The following is a 19434-nucleotide window of genomic DNA, read 5'->3' as shown; positions in this document are numbered from 1 at the left end:
GTGAACGGGGCAGGAACTGTTCACTTGCCGGGCCCGATACCCTAGAAGCCGACCGACCGCACCCGCCCCCGACCCCGAGGATCGACGACCGCCGTGTTCGATACGCTTTCCGACCGCTTGGCGAGTACTTTCAAAAACCTCCGGGGCAAGGGCCGCCTGAGCGAGGCGGACATCGACGCCACGGCGCGCGAGATCCGCATCGCGCTGCTCGAGGCGGACGTCGCCCTCCCCGTCGTCCGGGCCTTCATCAAGCAGGTCAAGGAGCGCGCCAGCGGCTCCGAGGTCTCCCAGGCGCTGAACCCGGCCCAGCAGGTCATCAAGATCGTCAACGAGGAGCTCATCGGCATCCTCGGCGGCGAGACCCGCCGGCTCCGCTTCGCCAAGCAGCCGCCGACCGTGATCATGCTCGCCGGTCTCCAGGGTGCCGGTAAGACCACCCTCGCCGGAAAGCTCGGCCGCTGGCTCAAGGGACAGGGCCACGCCCCGCTGCTGGTCGCCTGCGACCTCCAGCGCCCCAACGCCGTCAACCAGCTCCAGGTCGTCTCCGAGCGCGCGGGCGTCGCCTTCTACGGCCCCGAGCCGGGCAACGGCGTCGGCGACCCGGTCCAGGTCGCCAAGGACTCGATCGAGTACGCGCGGACCAAGCAGCACGACGTCGTGATCGTCGACACCGCCGGCCGCCTCGGCATCGACGCCGAGATGATGCAGCAGGCCGCTGACATCCGCGACGCGGTCGGCCCGGACGAGGTCCTCTTCGTCGTCGACGCGATGATCGGCCAGGACGCGGTCAACACCGCCGAGGCGTTCCGCGACGGCGTCGGCTTCGACGGCGTGGTGCTCTCCAAGCTGGACGGCGACGCCCGCGGTGGTGCCGCGCTCTCCATCGCGCACGTCACCGGCAAGCAGATCATGTTCGCCTCCAACGGCGAGAAGCTGGACGACTTCGACGCGTTCCACCCGGACCGCATGGCGTCCCGCATCCTCGGCATGGGCGACATGCTCAGCCTGATCGAGAAGGCCGAGCAGACCTTCAGCCAGCAAGAGGCCGAGAAGATGGCGGCCAAGCTGGCGAAGGGCCCCAAGGAGTTCACGCTCGACGACTTCCTGGCCCAGATGGAGCAGGTCAGGAAGATGGGCAGCATCAGCAAGCTGCTCGGCATGCTGCCCGGCATGGGGCAGATGAAGGACCAGATCAACAACCTCGACGAGCGCGAGGTCGACCGCACCGCGGCCGTCATCAAGTCCATGACGCCGGCCGAGCGCCAGGACCCGACGATCATCAACGGCTCCCGCCGCGCCCGTATCGCCCGGGGTTCCGGCGTCGACGTCAGCACGGTCAAGAACCTGGTAGAGCGGTTCTTCGACGCCCGCAAGATGATGTCGAAGATGGCTCAGGGCGGCATGCCCGGGATGCCGGGCATGCCGGGGATGCCTGGCATGGGAGGCGGCGCCCGGAAGAAGAAGCAGGTCAAGCAGGCCAAGGGCAAGCGCAAGAGCGGCAACCCGATGAAGCGCAAGGCCGACGAGGAGGCCGCGGCCGCCCGCCGCGAGGCCGCCCAGGCCGGCAACCCGCTCGGTCTGCCGCAGGCCGACCAGGACCCGAAGAGCTTCGAACTCCCCGAGGAATTCAAGAAGTTCATGGGCTGACCCGAGCCCTCCGGCGGCACCCCGCCGTACGCCTCGCGAGCCCCCGGCCACACCTCGTGGCCGGGGGCTCGGCGCATCGACGGCGGCCCGGGCGCCGGCTACCGCGTCCGCGCGATCAGATAACGGAAGACATTCGGCATCCACACCGTCCCGTCCGGACGCTGATGCGGATGCAGCGCCTCCGCGAGCTCCTTCTCCACCTGACGCTGCTCGGCCACCCGCAGCGCCGCGTCGAACACGCCCGTCGACAGCAGCCCGCGCACCGCACTCGTCAGGTCCGCGTACCCGAACGGGCAGGCCACCCGCCCCGAACCGTCCGGCCGCAGCCCGGCCCGCTCCGCCAGCTCCTCCAGCTCGTCCCGGCCGCCGGGCTGCCACCCCGCGGACCCGGCCGCCCGGTCACCGCCGGCCTCGGCCAGCCGCTGCGCCACCCGCAGCACCCCGGCCGTGGCGCACCGCTCCACCGGGCCCCAGCCGCCCAGCACCACCGCGCTGCCGCGCTCGGCCAGCCCGGCCGCCGCGGTCAGCGACGCCGCCAGCCCCTCGACGGTGCTCACACACCCCACCGGATGGAACGCGGTGACCACGTTGAACGCGGTGCCCCCGGACGCCGCCGCCTCCAGGCCGCCGCTGACCACCCGGGTGTGCTCCGGCATGCCGTCCGGCGTGAGCCGCTCGCGCGCCAGCTCCAGCCGGGACTCGTCCGCGTCCACCCCGCTGACCTGCGCCCCGCGGCCCGCCGCCAGCAGCAGCGCCAGACCGGAACCACAGCCGAGCCCGAGCAGCCGGGTGCCCGGGCCGACGCCCAGGCGGTCGTACGCGGCTTCGTAGAGCGGGACCAGCATCCTTTCCTGGATCTCGGCCCAGTCGCGGGCGCGCGCCCGCGATCCGGCCGGTAGGGGCGGGCCCTCACAGCGCAGGGATGCAGAGTCCGGAAGCTGGTGCCTAACGAGCGTGGGTGACATCGATAGCGCCCCTATTCGCCGAGAACCGAACCTGTGCCGTACCGATCGCCCCCGTCAACACGCGTGGTGCGCCCCCGCAACCCAGACAACTGCGCATCCGTCCGGGCGTCCAGGGGGTGCGCCGGGGTTGTCTCCCGCGCGCCCCCGTATGCGCCGGGGCCGCTCCCTGAAGCGCCGTTCCAGGGTGCCCCGGCCGGCGCCGTTCCGCCACGCCAGCGTTCCCGCCGGGGGCGCTTCCCCACCTCCGTGCGCCCTCGCCCAGCGCCCGCGCGCGGCCCTACGGTGGGGTGCGGGCCGGTGCGGGAACGCACAGGTCGGCCCCGTAGCATCGCCGCGGCGCTCTCCGTGGTGATCGGCCGTCGTTACGCCGTACGGCGTACCCGGGTGCGCGCGGCGCCTTCCCCAGGCCGTCTCCGGACACTCCGGTGCATACGCGGGGATACGTCCCGCCTTGTGGCCCGGTGGGCGGCTTCTGCGCAGATCGGCGTAGGCGCCCTCCAGCGCGGCGCATGGCCGGAAACTGACTGGTACGTGCAAATTATTTGGGATGGCCCGGAATCGGAACACTGAGCCTCCCTGGCTCGTTGTTACGACGTGAGCACGACACCGCCTGTTCTCGCCGCCGAGCTGGCGCTCGCGTGGGCCGACATTCAACGGCACCACCCCGAGCTGCCGGACCTGGCCGCGCCCGAGTCCCTGATCGGAGAGTCCTCGTCCGCCTGCGGCGCCGAGCTCTCCTTCGAACGGCTGCTCCACGAGGCAGTCCACGGCATCGCCGCCGCCCGCGGCGTCCGCGACACCTCCCGGGCAGGCCGCTACCACAACCGCCGCTTCCTGGCGATCGCCGAGGAGCTGGGCCTGGACCACGCCGACGAGCCGCACCCCAGCAGCGGCTTCTCGCTGGTCACGCTCAACCCCGAAGCCAGACGGCGCTACCGCCCGACCATCGAACGGCTCGGCAGAGCCCTCAAGGCGCATTCGGCCGCGACCGCCACCGACACCGCCCGCAGCTTCCGGGGCCCGGCCGCCCGGCACGGCTCCTCCGGAGGCGGCGTCCGCGTCAAGGCGGTCTGCGACTGCGGGCGCAATGTCCGGGTCGTTCCGTCCGTCCTCGCACAGGCGCCGATCGTCTGCGGCGGCTGCGGCAAACCCTTCCGGATCCCCGAGGTGGCCGCGGTCGGCTGACCCAAACGCGTGTGGCACAATGGCTAGCTGTACTCGACAGTCGCACAGGACCCCTCTCTCCTCCGGCTGACGCGTCCATCGGGCATTCGGGTACCGCAACCCCACGCGGCAGCTCGCCGTGCCCAACCACGTCAAATCCAGGAGAACCCACTCCCGTGGCAGTCAAGATCAAGCTGAAGCGTCTGGGCAAGATCCGTTCGCCTCACTACCGCATCGTCGTCGCCGACTCCCGTACCCGCCGTGACGGCCGGGCCATCGAGGAGATCGGCCTGTACCACCCGGTGCAGAACCCCTCGCGCATCGAGGTCGACTCCGACCGCGCGCAGTACTGGCTGAGCGTCGGCGCCCAGCCGACCGAGCCGGTTCTCGCCATCCTGAAGAAGACCGGCGACTGGCAGAAGTTCAAGGGCGAGCCCGCCCCGGCGCCGCTGCTGGTCGCCGAGCCGAAGGCCGACAAGCGCGCCCTGTTCGAGGCCGCCGCCAAGGCTTCCGGTGACGAGCCGAAGGGTGAGGCCATCACCCCGAAGGCGAAGAAGACTGACAAGAAGGCGGACGAGGCTGCGGCCGAGTCCACCTCCGAGTCCTCCGAGGCCTGAGCATGCTCGAGGAAGCCCTCGAGCACCTCGTCAAGGGCATCGTCGACAACCCCGATGACGTGCAGGTAGCCTCGCGCACCCTGCGCCGCGGGCGGGTGCTGGAGGTCCGGGTCCACCCCGACGACCTCGGCAAGGTGATCGGCCGCAACGGCCGCACCGCCCGCGCGCTGCGGACCGTCGTCGGCGCCATCGGCGGCCGCGGCATCCGCGTCGACCTCGTCGACGTGGACCAGGTCCGCTGACACGTTGAACACCGGCTCGGGCCGGGGAGGGCTTCGGCCCGCCCCGGCCCGTAGTCGTCGTCAAGGGAGAAACAAGCGTGCAGTTGGTAGTGGCGCGGATCGGCCGTGCCCACGGCATCAAGGGTGAGGTCACGGTCGAGGTGCGCACCGACGAGCCGGAGCTCAGGCTCGCACCCGGCGCCGTCCTGGCCACCGACCCGTCCTCCGTGGGACCGCTGACCATCGCGACCGGCCGGGTGCACAGCGGCCGGCTGCTGCTGCGCTTCGAAGGCGTCACCGACCGCACCGCCGCCGAGGCGCTGCGCAACACCCTCCTGATCGCCGAGGTCGACCCCGACGAGGTCCCCGAGGACCCGGAGGAGTTCTACGACCACCAGCTGATCGATCTCGACGTGGTCACCCGCGACGGCACCACCGTCGGGCGGATCTCCGAGATCTCCCACCTGCCCTACCAGGACCTGCTGGTCGTCGAACGCCCCGACGGCAGCGAGGTCCTGATCCCGTTCGTCGCCGAGATCGTCCCGGAGATCGACCTGGAGGAGCAGCGCGCCGTCATCGAACCGCCGGCCGGCCTCCTCGACGACAGCCAGGCCGAGATCGCCTCGGGCCGCGAGGACAGCTGATGCGGCTCGACGTCATCACGATCTTCCCCGAATACCTCGAACCGCTGAACGTCTCCCTGGTCGGCAAGGCGCGCGCCCGCGGCCAGCTCGACGTGCGCCTCCACGACCTGCGGCAGTGGACGCACGACAAGCACCACACCGTCGACGACACCCCCTACGGCGGCGGCCCCGGCATGGTCATGAAGCCGGAACCCTGGGGCGAGGCGCTGGACGCCGTCCTGGCCTCCGGCGAGGGCGAGCCGGTCATCGTCGTCCCCACCCCCAGCGGCGTGCCGTTCACCCAGCAGCTCGCCGTGGAGCTCTCCACCAAGCCCTGGCTGGTCTTCACCCCCGCCCGCTACGAAGGCATCGACCGCCGCGTCATCGAGGAATACGGCGACCGGGTCGACGTCCGCGAGGTGTCCATCGGCGACTACGTCCTGGCCGGCGGCGAGGCCCCGGTCCTGGTCATGGTCGAGGCGGTGGCCCGGCTGCTGCCCGGCGTCCTCGGCAACGCCGCCTCCCACCAGGACGACTCCTTCGCCCCCGGCCCGATGGCCGACCTCCTGGAGGGGCCCGTCTACACCAAGCCCCCCGAGTGGCGCGACCGGACGATCCCCGAGGTGCTGCTCAGCGGCCACCACGGCAAGATCGCCCGGTGGCGGCGGGACCAGGCATTCCGCCGCACCGTCCGCAACCGCCCCGATCTGATCGAGCGCGCCGACCCCGCCGCGTTCGACAAACACGACCGCGCGATCCTCGCCGCCCTGGGCTGGGCGCTCGGCGAGGACGGCCGATTTGGGCGGACGAGCGGGGCCGTGGAAGAATAGGCCGCTGTTGTGTGCGTCCGGCGCGCGCCCCTGCCACAGGGGGAACGACGCCCGCCCGACGGAACAGCATCCGAGCATCCTTTATCGATATTCCGTTGATGACCTGTGGCATCAGCGAAGAAAGCAGTGGGTCATGCACCTTCTCGACTCCGTCGACAACGCGTCGCTGCGCAGCGACATCCCGGCCTTCCGCCCCGGTGACACGATCAACGTCCACGTCCGCGTCATCGAGGGCAACCGCTCCCGTGTGCAGCAGTTCAAGGGCGTCGTCATCCGCCGTCAGGGCTCGGGCGTCCGCGAGACCTTCACGGTCCGCAAGGTCAGCTTCTCCGTCGGCGTCGAGCGCACCTTCCCGGTGCACACCCCGATCGTCGAGAAGATCGAGGTCGTGACCCGCGGTGACGTCCGTCGCGCCAAGCTGTACTACCTCCGCGAGCTGCGCGGCAAGGCCGCCAAGATCAAGGAGAAGCGCGAGAGCTGAGCCGCGCCGCCCCGGAGCGCGAATTTTTGCGCCCCGGCAACGCAAAGCCCCTCTCGCGCCGGGTGTCCGGATCCGGCCGGATAGGCTCAGGGCCCGATGGACACCGACGCACATCTCACGGAGCGCGACCCCTCTCCCACCCCCGACGCGGGGCCGGAGCAGGGGTCGCGCTCCGCGCGTTTCACCGCCCGCCTCGCCGGGCTGCGCCACCGGCCGGTGACCCTGCTCGCGCTCTGTCTGGCCTTCGTCCTGCTGCTGAGCGCCTTCGTCGCGCAACCGTTCCTGATCCCCAGCTCGTCCATGGAGAACACCCTCCAGATCGGGGACCGGGTGCTGGTCAACAAGCTGGCGTACCGTTTCGGCAGTGAGCCCGCGCGGGGCGACGTGGTGGTGTTCGACGGCACCGGCTCGTTCGTTCACAGGGAGCAGGGGGAGAATCCCGTCACGGGTCTGCTGCGCGGCGCCGGAGCGGCGCTGGGCCTGGCCCGGCCCGCCGACACCGACTACGTCAAGCGCGTGATCGGCATCGGCGGTGACCATGTGACCTGCTGCGACAAACGGGGGCGGATCGAAGTGAACGGTGAGCCCGTCGACGAGGGCTACCTCCACCCGGGGGACGCGCCGTCCTCGGTGGAGTTCGACATCGTGGTGCCGGAAGGGAAGCTCTGGGTCATGGGGGATCACCGCGCACGGTCCAGCGATTCCCGCGACCACCTCGGCGAACCGGGCGGCGGCACGGTCCCGGTCGACGAGGTCATCGGCCGGGCGGACCTGATCACCTGGCCGGTGAGCCGCTGGCGCACGATCGACACACCGGGTTCCTTCGCCCGGATACCGGCCCCGGCAGGCCCCCATGGGTAGCCGCGGACGCCCCCGGCACGGGCGCTCGGGCGGCAACGAGACCGGGCGCGGGAGGGGCGGCGCGCACGACGGGGGCAGCGGCGCGTACGGCGACGGCGCGTACGGCGACGCCGCGGCGCCCGGGGAGGCCCCGGCGGGCGGAGCCCGCGGAGGTGCCACGCCGCGGCGGCCGGCGACCGGCGGGCGGGCCGAACGGCGCCGCCAGGCCAAGCGCATCAAACGCCGCAGGCAGCGCTCCTACCTGAAGGAGATCCCCATCCTGGTGGGCGTGGCGCTGGCCATCGCCCTCGTACTGAAGACGTTCCTCGTCCAGGCCTTCGTCATCCCGTCCGGCTCCATGGAGCAGACGATCAGGATCGGCGACCGGGTGCTGGTCGACAAGCTCACCCCCTGGTTCGGCTCCAAGCCGGAACGCGGCGACGTCGTGGTCTTCAAGGACCCCGGAGGCTGGCTCAAGGGCGAGCAGCACCAGCCGACGGACGACGGGGGCGCCTTCCAGCCGGTCAAGGACGCCATGACCTTCATCGGGCTGCTGCCGTCGGCCGACGAGCAGGACCTGATCAAGCGGGTCGTGGCGGTCGGCGGCGACACCGTCAAATGCTGTGACAAGCAGGGCCGGGTCACGGTCAACGGCAGCCCGCTCACCGAGCCGTACATCCATCCGGGCAATCCGCCGTCCCAGATCAAGTTCACCGTCAACGTCCCCACCGGGCGGATCTTCGTGATGGGCGACCACCGTTCGGACTCCGCCGATTCGCGCTTCCACCTGGACGAGCCGTACCGTGGCACGGTCTCGGAGGACAACGTCGTGGGCCGGGCAGTGGTGATCGCCTGGCCCTTCAGTCACTGGCGGCGCCTCGAAGAACCCGACACGTTCGGGACGGTGCGCGACGCGCCGGGCGCCAAGGCGTCCGCGGCGGGTGTGCCGCATAGGCTGTCACCCGAGAGTTTGACCGTACTCCCGACCCCTGCGGAACTCCCGCTCGTTATGGGAGTGGTGGGCCTGCACCGGTTGACGGGCGGGCGAGTGCGTGGAGTGAGGAGCAGACGTGGGGGACTTGGCGGTCGGCGCGCGGTCCGGAACCGGAGAGCCCGAAGAGCCGGCAGGACGCGGTGAGACCCCGCAGCCGGCGGCGAGTTCCGTGCCCCAGTCACCAGCACAGTCACGAGCGGAGTCAGAGCCGGCCCGGCCACCGTCACCGGCCGCGGCACGGACGCGGTCCCAGGGCCCGGTGACCCTGGACAAACCGGACGGTGCCGGCGCATCAGATCCGGCCGGCGGCTCCGGTGCGACGGACGGTTCAGTGGGTGAGGAGACCGGCGGCAGCATGAAGAAGGGCAAGAAGCCGCGCGCCTTCTGGAAAGAGCTGCCGATTCTGATCGGGATCGCCCTGCTCCTCGCGCTGCTGATCAAGACGTTCCTGGTCCAGGCGTTCTCTATCCCGTCCGACTCGATGCAGGACACCCTGCAGCGCGGGGACCGGGTGCTGGTCGACAAGCTGACCCCGTGGTTCGGCGCGAAACCGCAGCGCGGTGAGGTCGTGGTCTTCCACGACCCGGGCGGCTGGCTGAACGAAACGCCGACCCCCGAGCCCAACCCCGTGCAGAAGGTCCTCAGCTTCATCGGCCTGATGCCCTCGGCCGAGGAGAAGGACCTGATCAAGCGGGTCATCGCGGTCGGCGGCGACACCGTCGAGTGCCACGGCAGCGGCCCGGTCAAGGTCAACGGCAAGGCGCTGAAGGAAAGCTCGTACATCTTCCCCGGCGCCACCCCGTGCGGTGACCGCGCGTTCGGCCCGATCCACGTGCCCAAGGGCCGTATCTGGGTGATGGGCGACCACCGCGACGACTCCCTCGACTCCCGCTACCACCAGAACCTCAAGGGGCACGGCACGGTCTCGGAGGACGAGGTCGTCGGCCGGGCCTTCACCATCGCCTGGCCGGTCAACCGGTGGGCGACCCTGCCGGTCCCGGACACCTTCGACCAGCCCGGCCTCGACAAGGCCATGGCGGCGGCTCCGGCGGCCCTCGGGCTGGCCGGTGCGGTACCGCTGGTGCTGTGGCGGCGGCGGAAGCAGGCCGCGGCCGTGGAGCCGGGCGCCGCGCGTGGCCCGGAGGGCGAGCGGGAGTAGAGCGTACGGTGTGGCTGGACGGTGCCTAGGTGCCATCCGATGGTGACTGCCCGGGCGATGCCCGGGCAGTCGGCGTTTCGGGGGTTCTCGCGGGGGCTTCCGCAGGCTTCTCGTGCGACGTTTTGCGGCGGCTGGTGGGGGCTTCTCCTGGGACGGGGCCCTTCGGGGTGGTTGGCTGGGTGGGGGCGGGGGTGTCCGTGGAACGGGACCGCAGGCCCGGCCCCAGGTGCTGACCGCAGAGCGTAACCCCAGGTAAGGTGCCGTCCCGGATCTTCGACGCGGGCCGGGCCTGCGGGGTGGGAGCGCTGGGATGAGCAGCAGTACGGAACGCAGGACCGACGGCCGCAGCCGGACGGCGGGCAGTGTGCTGTCCGGTCTCGCGGTGGCCGCCGGCTGTGTGCTGTTCCTCGGCGGCTTCGTATGGGCGGCCCTGATCTACCGCCCCTATACGGTGCCGACCGATTCGATGTCACCGACGATCGCGGCCGGGGCCCGGGTCATCGCCGAGAAGGTGAACGGCTCCGAGATACGCCGCGGCGACATCGTCGTCTTCAAGGACTCCGCGTGGGGCGACCTGCCGATGGTCAAGCGCGTCGTCGGCATCGGCGGCGACCGGGTCGCCTGCTGCACCAAGCAGGGCCGGCTGACCGTCAACGGCACCCCCATCGAGGAACCGTATCTGCAGGGCAGCGGGCCCGCCTCGCCCGTCGGCTTCAAGGCCAAGGTGCCCACCGGCCAGCTCTTCCTGCTCGGCGACCACCGCAGCGACTCCCTCGACTCCCGCGTCCACCTCACCGACGGCGACCACGGCTCGGTGCCGCGCGGCGCGGTCGCCGCCCGGGTCGACGCCCGCGCCTGGCCGCTCGGCAGCGTCGGCGTGATGCCGCGCCCGGCCGCCTTCTCGGCCCTCCCCGGCGGTACCTCCCAGCCCGGCCCCATCCAGCCCATCACGCTCGTCGTGGTGGCCGGCGCGGTCCTCATCCTCGGCGGCGCGGCCTACGGCCCGATCGCCCGGCGCACGGGGCGCAAACGTGCCTGAGCGGCTGAACCCGGACGAAGGGCTGAGGACAGCGGACGAGCCGGCCGTCGCCGTCCGCCAGGTCTCCCGCGTCATCCTCCTCGACCCCGACGACCGGATCCTGCTCCTCCACGGCTTCGAACCGGACGACCCGACCGACACCTGGTGGTTCACCCCCGGTGGCGGCCTGGAAGGCGACGAGACCCACGAGGAGGCCGCCCGCCGGGAACTCGCCGAGGAGACCGGCATCACCGACGTCGTCCTCGGCCCCGTCCTGTGGAAGCGGCGCTGCGCCTTCCCCTTCGACGGTCGACGCTGGGAACAGGACGAGTGGTACTACCTGGCGAGAACGGACCGGACTGCCACCCACACGGGAGGGCAGACGGCCCTGGAACGACGCAGCGTCTCGGGACTGAAGTGGTGGACTTCGGAGGAACTGTCCGCCTCGCATGAGACGGTGTACCCGACCAGACTCGCCGAGCTGCTGCGCGCACTGCTCGACGAAGGGCCCCCGAGTGCGCCGGTGCTCCTGGAGACCGAGCGGGCCTGACGCACAATAGGGGGACGCACGGCTGAAGGGGATCTGCCATGAGCGCCGAGGACCTCGAAAAGTACGAGACCGAGATGGAGCTGAAGCTCTACCGGGAGTACCGCGACGTCGTCGGGCTGTTCAAATATGTGATCGAGACCGAGCGTCGCTTCTACCTCACCAATGACTACGAGATGCAGGTGCACTCCGTCCAGGGCGAGGTCTTCTTCGAAGTCTCGATGGCGGACGCCTGGGTCTGGGACATGTACCGGCCGGCTCGATTCGTCAAGCAGGTACGCGTCCTCACATTCAAGGACGTGAACATCGAAGAGCTCAACAAGAGCGATCTGGAGCTTCCGGGCAGCTGATCGGCGCGCTTGCCGCGGGCGCCGCCCGGCGCTCGCGGAGCGGCCGCGTGGGGCGGGGGAGTGCGGGCGGGGGAGCGCGGGTGTCTTCACCCGACCGGGTGAGCGAGTTATCCACAACCAGCCGGTTATCCACCAAGATCCAATAGTTCTCGGCGGGGGCGTCACAGTCGGTACCGGAGGTGGTACCGATGAACGCCACGCACGCCCGGCCCGCTGCCGGACCCGACACCCAGCCCCCGCCCGCGACCCGCCCGCCCCGCGCGCCACGCGCAACCCCCGCGACACCGCGGACACTTCCGGCACCCGCGAAGCCCAGTACGGCAGCCGCAAAACCCAGGACGGCACCCGCGAAACCCAAGGCGACGGCACCGCCGCCCCGCTCCGGGACCACTCGAAGGCGGCGGCGTCCCCCGGCAACGACCGCACCCTCACGTACCGACGTCCGGCGCCGCGCCCTCGGCCGCTACGGCGAAGACCTGGCCGCCCGGTATCTCACCGGCGCCGGCATGCGCATCCTGGCCCGCAACTGGCGCTGCCGGGAGGGCGAGATCGACCTCGTCGCCGCCGACGGCGACGCCCTGGTGATCTGCGAGGTCAAAACCCGCCGCGCCGGCCGATACGAACACCCCATGGCCGCCGTCCGCCCCGAGAAGACCGCCCGGCTCCGCACCCTGGCGGAACGCTGGCTGGAACGCCACGGCGGCCCACCGCCCGGCGGCGTCCGGATCGACGTCGTCGGAGTCGTCCTGCCCACCCGCGGCGCCCCGTCCGTCGAGCATGTGCGAGGGGTGGCCTGAATGGGATTCGCCCGTACGTGCTCGGTCGCCCTGGTCGGCGTCGAAGGCGTCGTCGTCGAGGTCCAGGCCGACCTCGAACCCGGCGTCGCCGCCTTCACCCTCGTCGGACTCCCCGACAAGAGCCTCATCGAATCCCGGGACCGGGTGCGCGCCGCCGTGGTGAACTCCGGCGCCGAATGGCCACAGAAGAAGCTCACCGTCGGCCTCAGCCCGGCCTCCGTCCCCAAGGGCGGCAGCGGGTTCGACCTGGCCGTCGCCTGCGCCGTCCTGGGCGCCGCCGAGCGCCTCGACCCCCGCGAACTCACCGACCTCATGATGATCGGCGAACTGGGCCTGGACGGCCGGGTCCGGCCGGTGCGCGGCGTGCTCCCGGCCGTACTGGCCGCCGCCGACGCCGGATACCGCCAGGTCGTCGTCCCCGAACGCACCGTCGCCGAGGCCTCCCTCGTCCCCGGCATCTCCGTCCTCGGCGTCCGCAGCCTGCGCCAGCTCATCGCCGTCCTCGCCGACGAACCGGTACCCGAAGAGGAAGACGCCCCGCAGGAGGGCCGCCCCGACCCGCTGCTGGCCGGCCTGGTCGTCCCCGGCACCGGCGCCGGCCTGCCGCGCGGCGGCCACGTCCCCGACCTCGCCGATGTCGCAGGCCAGCACACCGCCCGCCGCGCCCTTGAGGTGGCCGCCGCCGGACGGCACCACATCTTCTTCAAGGGCCCGCCCGGCGCGGGCAAAACCATGCTCGCCGAACGCCTCCCGGGCCTGCTGCCACCCCTCACCCCCAAGGAGTCGCTGGAGGTCACCGCCGTCCACTCCGTCGCCGGCACCCTGCCGCCAGGACAGCCGCTGGTCGACCGCCCGCCCTACTGCGCCCCGCACCACTCCGCGACCATGGCCTCCCTCGTCGGCGGCGGCACCGGACTGCCCCGCCCCGGCGCGGTATCCCTCGCCCACCACGGAGTCCTCTTCGTGGACGAGGCCGCCGAATGCAGCCCCAGCGTCCTCGACGCACTGCGCCAACCCCTGGAATCCGGCCATGTCGTCGTCGCCCGGGCCGCCGGCATGATCCGCATGCCCGCCCGCTTCCTCCTGGCCCTCGCCGCCAACCCCTGCCCCTGCGGACGGCACGGCACCCTCAGCGGCGGCTGCGAATGCCGCCCCTCCTCCATCCGCCGCTACCGCGCACGCCTCTCCGGCCCCCTGATGGACCGGGTCGACCTGCGCATCGCCGTGGAACCGGTCGCCCGCTCCGAGCTCATCGCACTGGGCCGGGGCGCCGAATCCAGTGCGACCGTGGCCGACCGCGTACGGGCCGCCCGGGAACGCGCCGCGGCCCGCCTCGCCGGCACCCCCTGGCACACCAACAGCGAGGTGCCCGGCCATGAGCTCCGCACCCGCTGGCAGGCCGACCCCGGCGCCCTCGCCCAGGCGGAACGCGACCTCGAATGCGGCCTCCTCACCGCCCGCGGACTCGACCGCGTCCTCCGCGTCGCCTGGACCGCCGCCGACCTGGCCGGCCGCGACCGCCCCACCGGCGAAGACGTCAACTGGGCCCTGGAACTCCGCACCGGCGTACGACGCGGCGCCCTGACCACGGTGGGCAGCGGTACCTCCGACAGGACCGCCCACGAAACCGCAACCACCCACCCACCAGGCCCCCGGAACCAGGACTGACGGACCCATGACCGGACTCGACGAATGGGGCTTTGCCGCACCCCGCCTCGCCGGCCGATACGAACACCCCATGGCCGCCGTCCGCCCCGAGAAGACCGCCCGGCTCCGCACCCTGGCGGAACGCTGGCTGGAACGCCACGGCGGCCCACCGCCCGGCGGCGTCCGGATCGACGTCGTCGGAGTCGTCCTGCCCACCCGCGGCGCCCCGTCCGTCGAGCATGTGCGAGGGGTGGCCTGAATGGGATTCGCCCGTACGTGCTCGGTCGCCCTGGTCGGCGTCGAAGGCGTCGTCGTCGAGGTCCAGGCCGACCTCGAACCCGGCGTCGCCGCCTTCACCCTCGTCGGACTCCCCGACAAGAGCCTCATCGAATCCCGGGACCGGGTGCGCGCCGCCGTGGTGAACTCCGGCGCCGAATGGCCACAGAAGAAGCTCACCGTCGGCCTCAGCCCGGCCTCCGTCCCCAAGGGCGGCAGCGGGTTCGACCTGGCCGTCGCCTGCGCCGTCCTGGGCGCCGCCGAGCGCCTCGACCCCCGCGAACTCACCGACCTCATGATGATCGGCGAACTGGGCCTGGACGGCCGGGTCCGGCCGGTGCGCGGCGTGCTCCCGGCCGTACTGGCCGCCGCCGACGCCGGATACCGCCAGGTCGTCGTCCCCGAACGCACCGTCGCCGAGGCCTCCCTCGTCCCCGGCATCTCCGTCCTCGGCGTCCGCAGCCTGCGCCAGCTCATCGCCGTCCTCGCCGACGAACCGGTACCCGAAGAGGAAGACGCCCCGCAGGAGGGCCGCCCCGACCCGCTGCTGGCCGGCCTGGTCGTCCCCGGCACCGGCGCCGGCCTGCCGCGCGGCGGCCACGTCCCCGACCTCGCCGATGTCGCAGGCCAGCACACCGCCCGCCGCGCCCTTGAGGTGGCCGCCGCCGGACGGCACCACATCTTCTTCAAGGGCCCGCCCGGCGCGGGCAAAACCATGCTCGCCGAACGCCTCCCGGGCCTGCTGCCACCCCTCACCCCCAAGGAGTCGCTGGAGGTCACCGCCGTCCACTCCGTCGCCGGCACCCTGCCGCCAGGACAGCCGCTGGTCGACCGCCCGCCCTACTGCGCCCCGCACCACTCCGCGACCATGGCCTCCCTCGTCGGCGGCGGCACCGGACTGCCCCGCCCCGGCGCGGTATCCCTCGCCCACCACGGAGTCCTCTTCGTGGACGAGGCCGCCGAATGCAGCCCCAGCGTCCTCGACGCACTGCGCCAACCCCTGGAATCCGGCCATGTCGTCGTCGCCCGGGCCGCCGGCATGATCCGCATGCCCGCCCGCTTCCTCCTGGCCCTCGCCGCCAACCCCTGCCCCTGCGGACGGCACGGCACCCTCAGCGGCGGCTGCGAATGCCGCCCCTCCTCCATCCGCCGCTACCGCGCACGCCTCTCCGGCCCCCTGATGGACCGGGTCGACCTGCGCATCGCCGTGGAACCGGTCGCCCGCTCCGAGCTCATCGCACTGGGCCGGGGCGCCGAATCCAGTGCGACCGTGGCCGACCGCGTACGGGCCGCCCGGGAACGCGCCGCGGCCCGCCTCGCCGGCACCCCCTGGCACACCAACAGCGAGGTGCCCGGCCATGAGCTCCGCACCCGCTGGCAGGCCGACCCCGGCGCCCTCGCCCAGGCGGAACGCGACCTCGAATGCGGCCTCCTCACCGCCCGCGGACTCGACCGCGTCCTCCGCGTCGCCTGGACCGCCGCCGACCTGGCCGGCCGCGACCGCCCCACCGGCGAAGACGTCAACTGGGCCCTGGAACTCCGCACCGGCGTACGACGCGGCGCCCTGACCACGGTGGGCAGCGGTACCTCCGACAGGACCGCCCACGAAACCGCAACCACCCACCCACCAGGCCCCCGGAACCAGGACTGACGGACCCATGACCGGACTCGACGAATGGGGCTTTGCCGCACCCCGCCTCGCCCCTGACACCGCACCTCGCACAGGCAGCAACACCACCCGCACCCCACCCGACCGGAACCACGATGTACACACCCACCTCATGGGAGATGCACAGGCCCACCTCATGGGAGGAGAACCACCCCATCCGCCCTACGAACCGCACCGCAGTGCCCGCGCCGCCCTCACCCGGATCCTCGAACCGGGCGACGAAACCGCCGGCCGCTGGCTGAACGACATGGGCCCGGTCGCCCTGCTGCACGCCCTCACCGACGACGACGCGGCCCCGCCCCCGGGCGCCGGCCGGACCAAGCTCGACGGCCTGAGAATGCGCGCCGCCCGCGCCCGCCCCGCCGAAGACCTCGCCGCCGTCGCCGCACTCGGCGGCCGGTTCCTCTGCCCCGGCGACGAGGAGTGGCCCAGCCAGCTCGACGACCTCGGCGACGCCCGCCCCATCGGCCTCTGGGTGCGCGGCAGGGCCCACCTCCGGCTCTGGGCCCTGCGCTCCGTCGCCGTCGTCGGCGCTCGGGCCTGCACCGAATACGGCGCCCACCTCGCCACCACCCTCAGCGCCGGACTCGCGGAGCGCGGCTGGGCCGTCACCTCCGGAGCCGCGTACGGCGTCGACGGCGCGGCACACCGCGGCGCTTTGGCCGCCAACGGCGCCACCATCGCCGTACTCGCCTGCGGTGTCGACTACGCCTACCCGCGCGGCCACACCGAGTTGATCGACCGCATCACCGAACAGGGCCTGGTCATCGCCGAGTTACCCCCCGGCGACCATCCCACCCGCAGCCGCTTCGTCCAGCGCAACCGCGTGATCGCCGCCCTCACCCGGGGCACCGTCGTCGTGGAGGCCGAACTCCGCAGCGGCTCGCTCGTCACCGCCCGCCGGGCGCTCGCCCTCGGGCGCTTCACGATGGGCATGCCCGGCCCCGTCACCAGCGGCCTGTCCGCCGGAGTGCACCAACTCCTGCGCGGCGAGGCCGCGCTGGTCACCGACGCCGACGAGGTCATCGAACTCGTCGGCAGCATCGGCGACCTCGCACCCGAGCGGCACGGGCCGACCCACCTCCGCGACCTCCTCGACCCGGTCGCAACCCGCGTACTGGAGGCACTGCCCGCGCGCGGAAGCGCGGACACCGGTCATCTCGCGCGGGAAGCCGGCACCTCCCGCGACCTCGCCCACAACAAACTCTTCGAGCTGCAGTCCCTCGGATTCGTTCAAAGGTGCGGTGGAGGCTGGGAGTTGGCGCGACGCGCCGAGACGACCGACGGTTCCCGGCGAGGCGGTACTTGACCTGGAGCGAACGGGTGAAAGGGTGAGGGGAATGACCGCAGAATCCAGGTTTGCCATGCTTCGGTACCCATGTCCGGCCCACGGCGCGACAGCGATAGTGCGCAACGGGCACACGGCATCCCGCCCGCCCCGTCGCCGCGTCCACCCCCATGGCTCGCCACCGGCGCACGCCCGGCATCGCACACACGCGTCGACACGCCGTACGAGGTAACCCTGAGGTGCGGGCAGCGGAACGTATCTGCGCACGCCCGAACTCGCCGTCCTCGCGGACCGCAACACTCCGGTCACGCTACGCTCACACCCAATTCATCCCCCACACATCCACCCACCCGCGTCTCGGCAGAACGGCTCAAGGCGACGAATGCCCCAGCACACCTCCGGGTCTGACCGTGCGGCAGTACCACCCGCCGCACGCGGCAGCGTGCGCCCCGCCCCACCCACCTCACTCGACGAGCTGTGGCGCTCCTACAAGGCATCCGGCGACGGGCGGCTGCGGGAACAGCTGATCCTGCACTACTCGCCGCTCGTCAAGTACGTCGCCGGCCGCGTCAGCGTCGGCCTGCCACCCAACGTCGAACAGGCCGACTTCGTCTCCTCCGGAGTATTCGGACTGATCGACGCCATCGAGAAGTTCGACCCCGAACGCTCCATCAAATTCGAGACCTACGCCATCACGCGCATCCGCGGCGCCATGATCGACGAACTGCGCGCCCTGGACTGGATCCCCCGTTCAGTACGCCAGAAGGCCCGCGCCGTCGAGCGCGCCTACGCCACCCTCGAAGCGCAACTGCGCCGGACGCCGACCGAGGCGGAGGTCGCCGAGGAGATGGGCATCGCCCTGGAGGAGCTGCACGGCGTGTTCAGCCAGCTGTCCCTGGCGAACGTGGTGGCCCTCGAAGAGCTGCTGCACGTCGGCGGCGAGGGCGGCGAACGGCTCAGCCTGATGGACACCCTTGAGGACACCGCCGCCGAGAACCCCGTCGAGATCGCCGAGGACCGCGAACTCCGGCGGCTGCTCGCCCGCGCCATCAACACCCTGCCCGAACGCGAGAAGACCGTGGTCACCCTCTACTACTACGAGGGCCTCACGCTCGCCGAGATCGGCAACGTCCTCGGAGTCACGGAGAGCAGGGTCAGCCAGATCCACACCAAGTCCGTACTGCAGCTCAGAGCCAAACTCGCCGACGTCGGCCGCTGAGCCCTCTTACTGAGCCCTCTTGTGTGGGGCCTACGCCGAGTCGCTTGCCGAGCCGCTTGCTGACTCCCCGCTGAGCCTCCACCGACCCCACTGCTCGCCCGCCCCGGAAGCCCGTGTCGCCATGCGGAGTGCCACGCCGGGCACGCCATCCGTAGAGTGGTGACGTGCCCAGGATTCGAGCGGCCTCCGTGGCCGAGCACCGGACGATGCAGCGCGGCGCCCTGTTGGACGCCGCTCGCACCTTGCTGTCGGAAGGCGGAACCGAAGCGCTGACCTTCCCCGCCCTCGCCGAGCGCACCGGACTCGCGCGCTCCTCCGTGTACGAGTACTTCCGCTCGCGCGCAGCCGTCGTCGAGGAACTGTGCGCGGTCGACTTTCCCGTATGGGCCGCCGAGGTGGAGGCGGCGATGACGCGCGCCGACGCCCCCGAGGAGAAGATCGAGGCGTACGTCCGGCGACAGCTCGCCCTGGTCGGCGACCGGCGCCACCGTGCCGTCGTCGCCATCTCCGCCGGCGAGCTCGATGCCGGCGCGCGCGAGAAGATCCGCGCGGCACACGGTGGCCTCATCGCCATGATCGTCGAAGCCCTCGCCGCCCTCGGCCACGAACAGCCCCGCCTCGCGGCGATGCTCCTCCAGGGCGTCGTCGACGCCGCCGTCCGCCGCATCGAACTGGGCGCCGCCGAGGACCCGACCGACATCACAGAGGCAGCGGTAGCCATGGCCCTCCGCGGAATTCACGGCTAGCACCCTCCGCGGCATCAACGGCTAGCACCCGCCGCATCGCATTCACGGCTGGCGCCCTCCGCGGCGTGTCCTGGGACAGGCTGGGTGGCTTCTGATCTGGGATTTTGCCCAGCTGGGAGCCTTGACCGGTGGGGCTCTTTACGGACTGGCCGGGACTGCTGCCTTGCTCCCTTCCCTCCCCCCCGGGGCCCTCCCCCGCCCCCTCCCACCCCCTCCCCACCCCCACCACCACATCCCAGCGCCTCGCCCACCCCCCACCCCCCACCCCCCGCCCGCAGCCCGCAGCCCGCAGCCGGCCGGTGCGGCGCGGCGCGGCGCGGCGCCCTGAGGGACTCG

The 19434-nt window shown here is 72.0% G+C and carries 19 protein-coding genes and 2 pseudogenes; 20 read left to right on the top strand and 1 reads right to left on the bottom strand.

Features of this window, described 5'->3' with window-relative positions; genetic code table 11:
- Window positions 1–93: 93 nt before the first annotated feature.
- Window positions 94–1647, top strand: a complete 1554-nt coding sequence (ffh, locus tag ACZ7MX_RS30950; protein ID WP_472136836.1) for a signal recognition particle protein — start codon at window positions 94–96, stop codon at window positions 1645–1647.
- Between the two features lie 98 nt (window positions 1648–1745).
- Here the strand turns inward: ffh and ACZ7MX_RS30945 are convergent, their stop codons facing one another.
- Window positions 1746–2612 carry a methyltransferase domain-containing protein gene (locus tag ACZ7MX_RS30945; RefSeq protein ID WP_472136835.1) on the bottom strand — a complete coding sequence of 289 codons (867 nt, stop codon included), beginning with the start codon at window positions 2610–2612 and terminating at the stop codon, window positions 1746–1748.
- A gap of 594 nt (window positions 2613–3206) precedes the next feature.
- Between ACZ7MX_RS30945 and ACZ7MX_RS30940 the strand changes: the two genes are divergently transcribed.
- From ACZ7MX_RS30940 to ACZ7MX_RS30850, 19 genes and pseudogenes are all read left to right on the top strand, one after another.
- Window positions 3207–3797: a hypothetical protein gene (locus tag ACZ7MX_RS30940; RefSeq protein WP_030415776.1), complete on the top strand. Its 591-nt coding sequence runs from the start codon at window positions 3207–3209 to the stop codon at window positions 3795–3797.
- Between the two features lie 155 nt (window positions 3798–3952).
- Window positions 3953–4393 carry a 30S ribosomal protein S16 gene (gene rpsP, locus ACZ7MX_RS30935; protein WP_261955447.1) on the top strand — a complete coding sequence of 147 codons (441 nt, stop codon included), beginning with the start codon at window positions 3953–3955 and terminating at the stop codon, window positions 4391–4393.
- Between the two features lie 2 nt (window positions 4394–4395).
- Window positions 4396–4635 carry an RNA-binding protein gene (locus tag ACZ7MX_RS30930; RefSeq protein WP_003980229.1) on the top strand — a complete coding sequence of 80 codons (240 nt, stop codon included), beginning with the start codon at window positions 4396–4398 and terminating at the stop codon, window positions 4633–4635.
- Between the two features lie 77 nt (window positions 4636–4712).
- Complete coding sequence (rimM, locus tag ACZ7MX_RS30925; RefSeq protein ID WP_030415778.1) at window positions 4713–5258, top strand: ribosome maturation factor RimM; 546 nt, start codon at window positions 4713–4715, stop codon at window positions 5256–5258.
- Window positions 5258–6067: a tRNA (guanosine(37)-N1)-methyltransferase TrmD gene (gene trmD / locus ACZ7MX_RS30920; RefSeq protein WP_472136834.1), complete on the top strand. Its 810-nt coding sequence runs from the start codon at window positions 5258–5260 to the stop codon at window positions 6065–6067. Before rimM ends, trmD begins: the two co-directional genes overlap by 1 nt.
- Window positions 6068–6200: 133 nt before the next feature.
- Complete coding sequence (rplS, locus tag ACZ7MX_RS30915) at window positions 6201–6548, top strand: 50S ribosomal protein L19 (RefSeq protein ID WP_385863023.1); 348 nt, start codon at window positions 6201–6203, stop codon at window positions 6546–6548.
- Between the two features lie 96 nt (window positions 6549–6644).
- Window positions 6645–7409, top strand: coding sequence for a signal peptidase I (gene lepB, locus ACZ7MX_RS30910; RefSeq protein WP_362147967.1), 765 nt, complete (start codon window positions 6645–6647; stop codon window positions 7407–7409).
- On the top strand, window positions 7402–8526 hold the full coding sequence (lepB, locus tag ACZ7MX_RS30905; protein ID WP_472136831.1) for a signal peptidase I: 1125 nt from the start codon (window positions 7402–7404) through the stop codon (window positions 8524–8526). The genes lepB (ACZ7MX_RS30910) and lepB (ACZ7MX_RS30905) overlap by 8 nt, the downstream gene beginning before the upstream one ends.
- Window positions 8459–9541 carry a signal peptidase I gene (gene lepB / locus ACZ7MX_RS30900; RefSeq protein ID WP_472136829.1) on the top strand — a complete coding sequence of 361 codons (1083 nt, stop codon included), beginning with the start codon at window positions 8459–8461 and terminating at the stop codon, window positions 9539–9541. The genes lepB (ACZ7MX_RS30905) and lepB (ACZ7MX_RS30900) overlap by 68 nt, the downstream gene beginning before the upstream one ends.
- 310 nt (window positions 9542–9851) lie before the next feature.
- Entirely contained in the window at window positions 9852–10580 is a 729-nt protein-coding gene (gene lepB, locus ACZ7MX_RS30895) for a signal peptidase I (protein ID WP_472136827.1), read from the top strand.
- The gene (locus tag ACZ7MX_RS30890; RefSeq protein ID WP_472136825.1) at window positions 10573–11109 is read left to right on the top strand and encodes an NUDIX hydrolase; all 537 of its coding nucleotides are present in this window, start codon (window positions 10573–10575) and stop codon (window positions 11107–11109) included. The genes lepB (ACZ7MX_RS30895) and ACZ7MX_RS30890 overlap by 8 nt, the downstream gene beginning before the upstream one ends.
- A gap of 38 nt (window positions 11110–11147) precedes the next feature.
- Window positions 11148–11456: a DUF2469 domain-containing protein gene (locus ACZ7MX_RS30885; RefSeq protein ID WP_005311352.1), complete on the top strand. Its 309-nt coding sequence runs from the start codon at window positions 11148–11150 to the stop codon at window positions 11454–11456.
- 446 nt (window positions 11457–11902) lie between these two features.
- Window positions 11903–12253 (top strand): annotated as a pseudogene (locus ACZ7MX_RS30880) (YraN family protein); the annotation flags it as partial.
- Complete coding sequence (locus tag ACZ7MX_RS30875; protein WP_472136823.1) at window positions 12254–13921, top strand: YifB family Mg chelatase-like AAA ATPase; 1668 nt, start codon at window positions 12254–12256, stop codon at window positions 13919–13921.
- Between the two features lie 43 nt (window positions 13922–13964).
- Window positions 13965–14159 (top strand): annotated as a pseudogene (locus tag ACZ7MX_RS30870) (YraN family protein); the annotation flags it as partial.
- Entirely contained in the window at window positions 14160–15827 is a 1668-nt protein-coding gene (locus ACZ7MX_RS30865; protein WP_472136823.1) for a YifB family Mg chelatase-like AAA ATPase, read from the top strand.
- Between the two features lie 130 nt (window positions 15828–15957).
- On the top strand, window positions 15958–17154 hold the full coding sequence (dprA, locus tag ACZ7MX_RS30860) for a DNA-processing protein DprA (protein WP_472136821.1): 1197 nt from the start codon (window positions 15958–15960) through the stop codon (window positions 17152–17154).
- Window positions 17155–17515: 361 nt separating this feature from the next.
- Window positions 17516–18352, top strand: a complete 837-nt coding sequence (whiG, locus tag ACZ7MX_RS30855) for an RNA polymerase sigma factor WhiG (RefSeq protein WP_030415789.1) — start codon at window positions 17516–17518, stop codon at window positions 18350–18352.
- A 206-nt stretch (window positions 18353–18558) separates the two neighbouring features.
- Window positions 18559–19098 (top strand): TetR/AcrR family transcriptional regulator, encoded by a 540-nt coding sequence (locus tag ACZ7MX_RS30850; RefSeq protein ID WP_472136942.1) that lies wholly within the window; start codon window positions 18559–18561, stop codon window positions 19096–19098.
- Window positions 19099–19434: the final 336 nt, after the last annotated feature.

The organism is Streptomyces sp. NPDC107765, from assembly GCF_055657085.1.
Note: the sequence above shows the minus strand (reverse complement) of the source record. Positions and strands in the feature narration are given on the sequence as shown.

What these genes read in the sequence shown, in the direction of transcription:
- lepB (WP_472136831.1), top strand. Translation starts at nt 7,402, where the DNA reads ATGGGTAGCCGCGGACGCCCCCGGCACGGGCGCTCGGGCGGCAACGAG.
- ACZ7MX_RS30850 (WP_472136942.1), top strand. Translation starts at nt 18,559, where the DNA reads ATGCAGCGCGGCGCCCTGTTGGACGCCGCTCGCACCTTGCTGTCGGAA.
- ACZ7MX_RS30875 (WP_472136823.1), top strand. Translation starts at nt 12,254, where the DNA reads ATGGGATTCGCCCGTACGTGCTCGGTCGCCCTGGTCGGCGTCGAAGGC.
- ACZ7MX_RS30930 (WP_003980229.1), top strand. Translation starts at nt 4,396, where the DNA reads ATGCTCGAGGAAGCCCTCGAGCACCTCGTCAAGGGCATCGTCGACAAC.
- lepB (WP_362147967.1), top strand. Translation starts at nt 6,645, where the DNA reads ATGGACACCGACGCACATCTCACGGAGCGCGACCCCTCTCCCACCCCC.
- ACZ7MX_RS30865 (WP_472136823.1), top strand. Translation starts at nt 14,160, where the DNA reads ATGGGATTCGCCCGTACGTGCTCGGTCGCCCTGGTCGGCGTCGAAGGC.
- trmD (WP_472136834.1), top strand. Translation starts at nt 5,258, where the DNA reads ATGCGGCTCGACGTCATCACGATCTTCCCCGAATACCTCGAACCGCTG.
- rplS (WP_385863023.1), top strand. Translation starts at nt 6,201, where the DNA reads ATGCACCTTCTCGACTCCGTCGACAACGCGTCGCTGCGCAGCGACATC.
- ACZ7MX_RS30885 (WP_005311352.1), top strand. Translation starts at nt 11,148, where the DNA reads ATGAGCGCCGAGGACCTCGAAAAGTACGAGACCGAGATGGAGCTGAAG.
- dprA (WP_472136821.1), top strand. Translation starts at nt 15,958, where the DNA reads ATGGGAGATGCACAGGCCCACCTCATGGGAGGAGAACCACCCCATCCG.
- whiG (WP_030415789.1), top strand. Translation starts at nt 17,516, where the DNA reads ATGCCCCAGCACACCTCCGGGTCTGACCGTGCGGCAGTACCACCCGCC.
- lepB (WP_472136827.1), top strand. Translation starts at nt 9,852, where the DNA reads ATGAGCAGCAGTACGGAACGCAGGACCGACGGCCGCAGCCGGACGGCG.
- ACZ7MX_RS30945 (WP_472136835.1), bottom strand. Translation starts at nt 2,612, where the DNA reads ATGTCACCCACGCTCGTTAGGCACCAGCTTCCGGACTCTGCATCCCTG.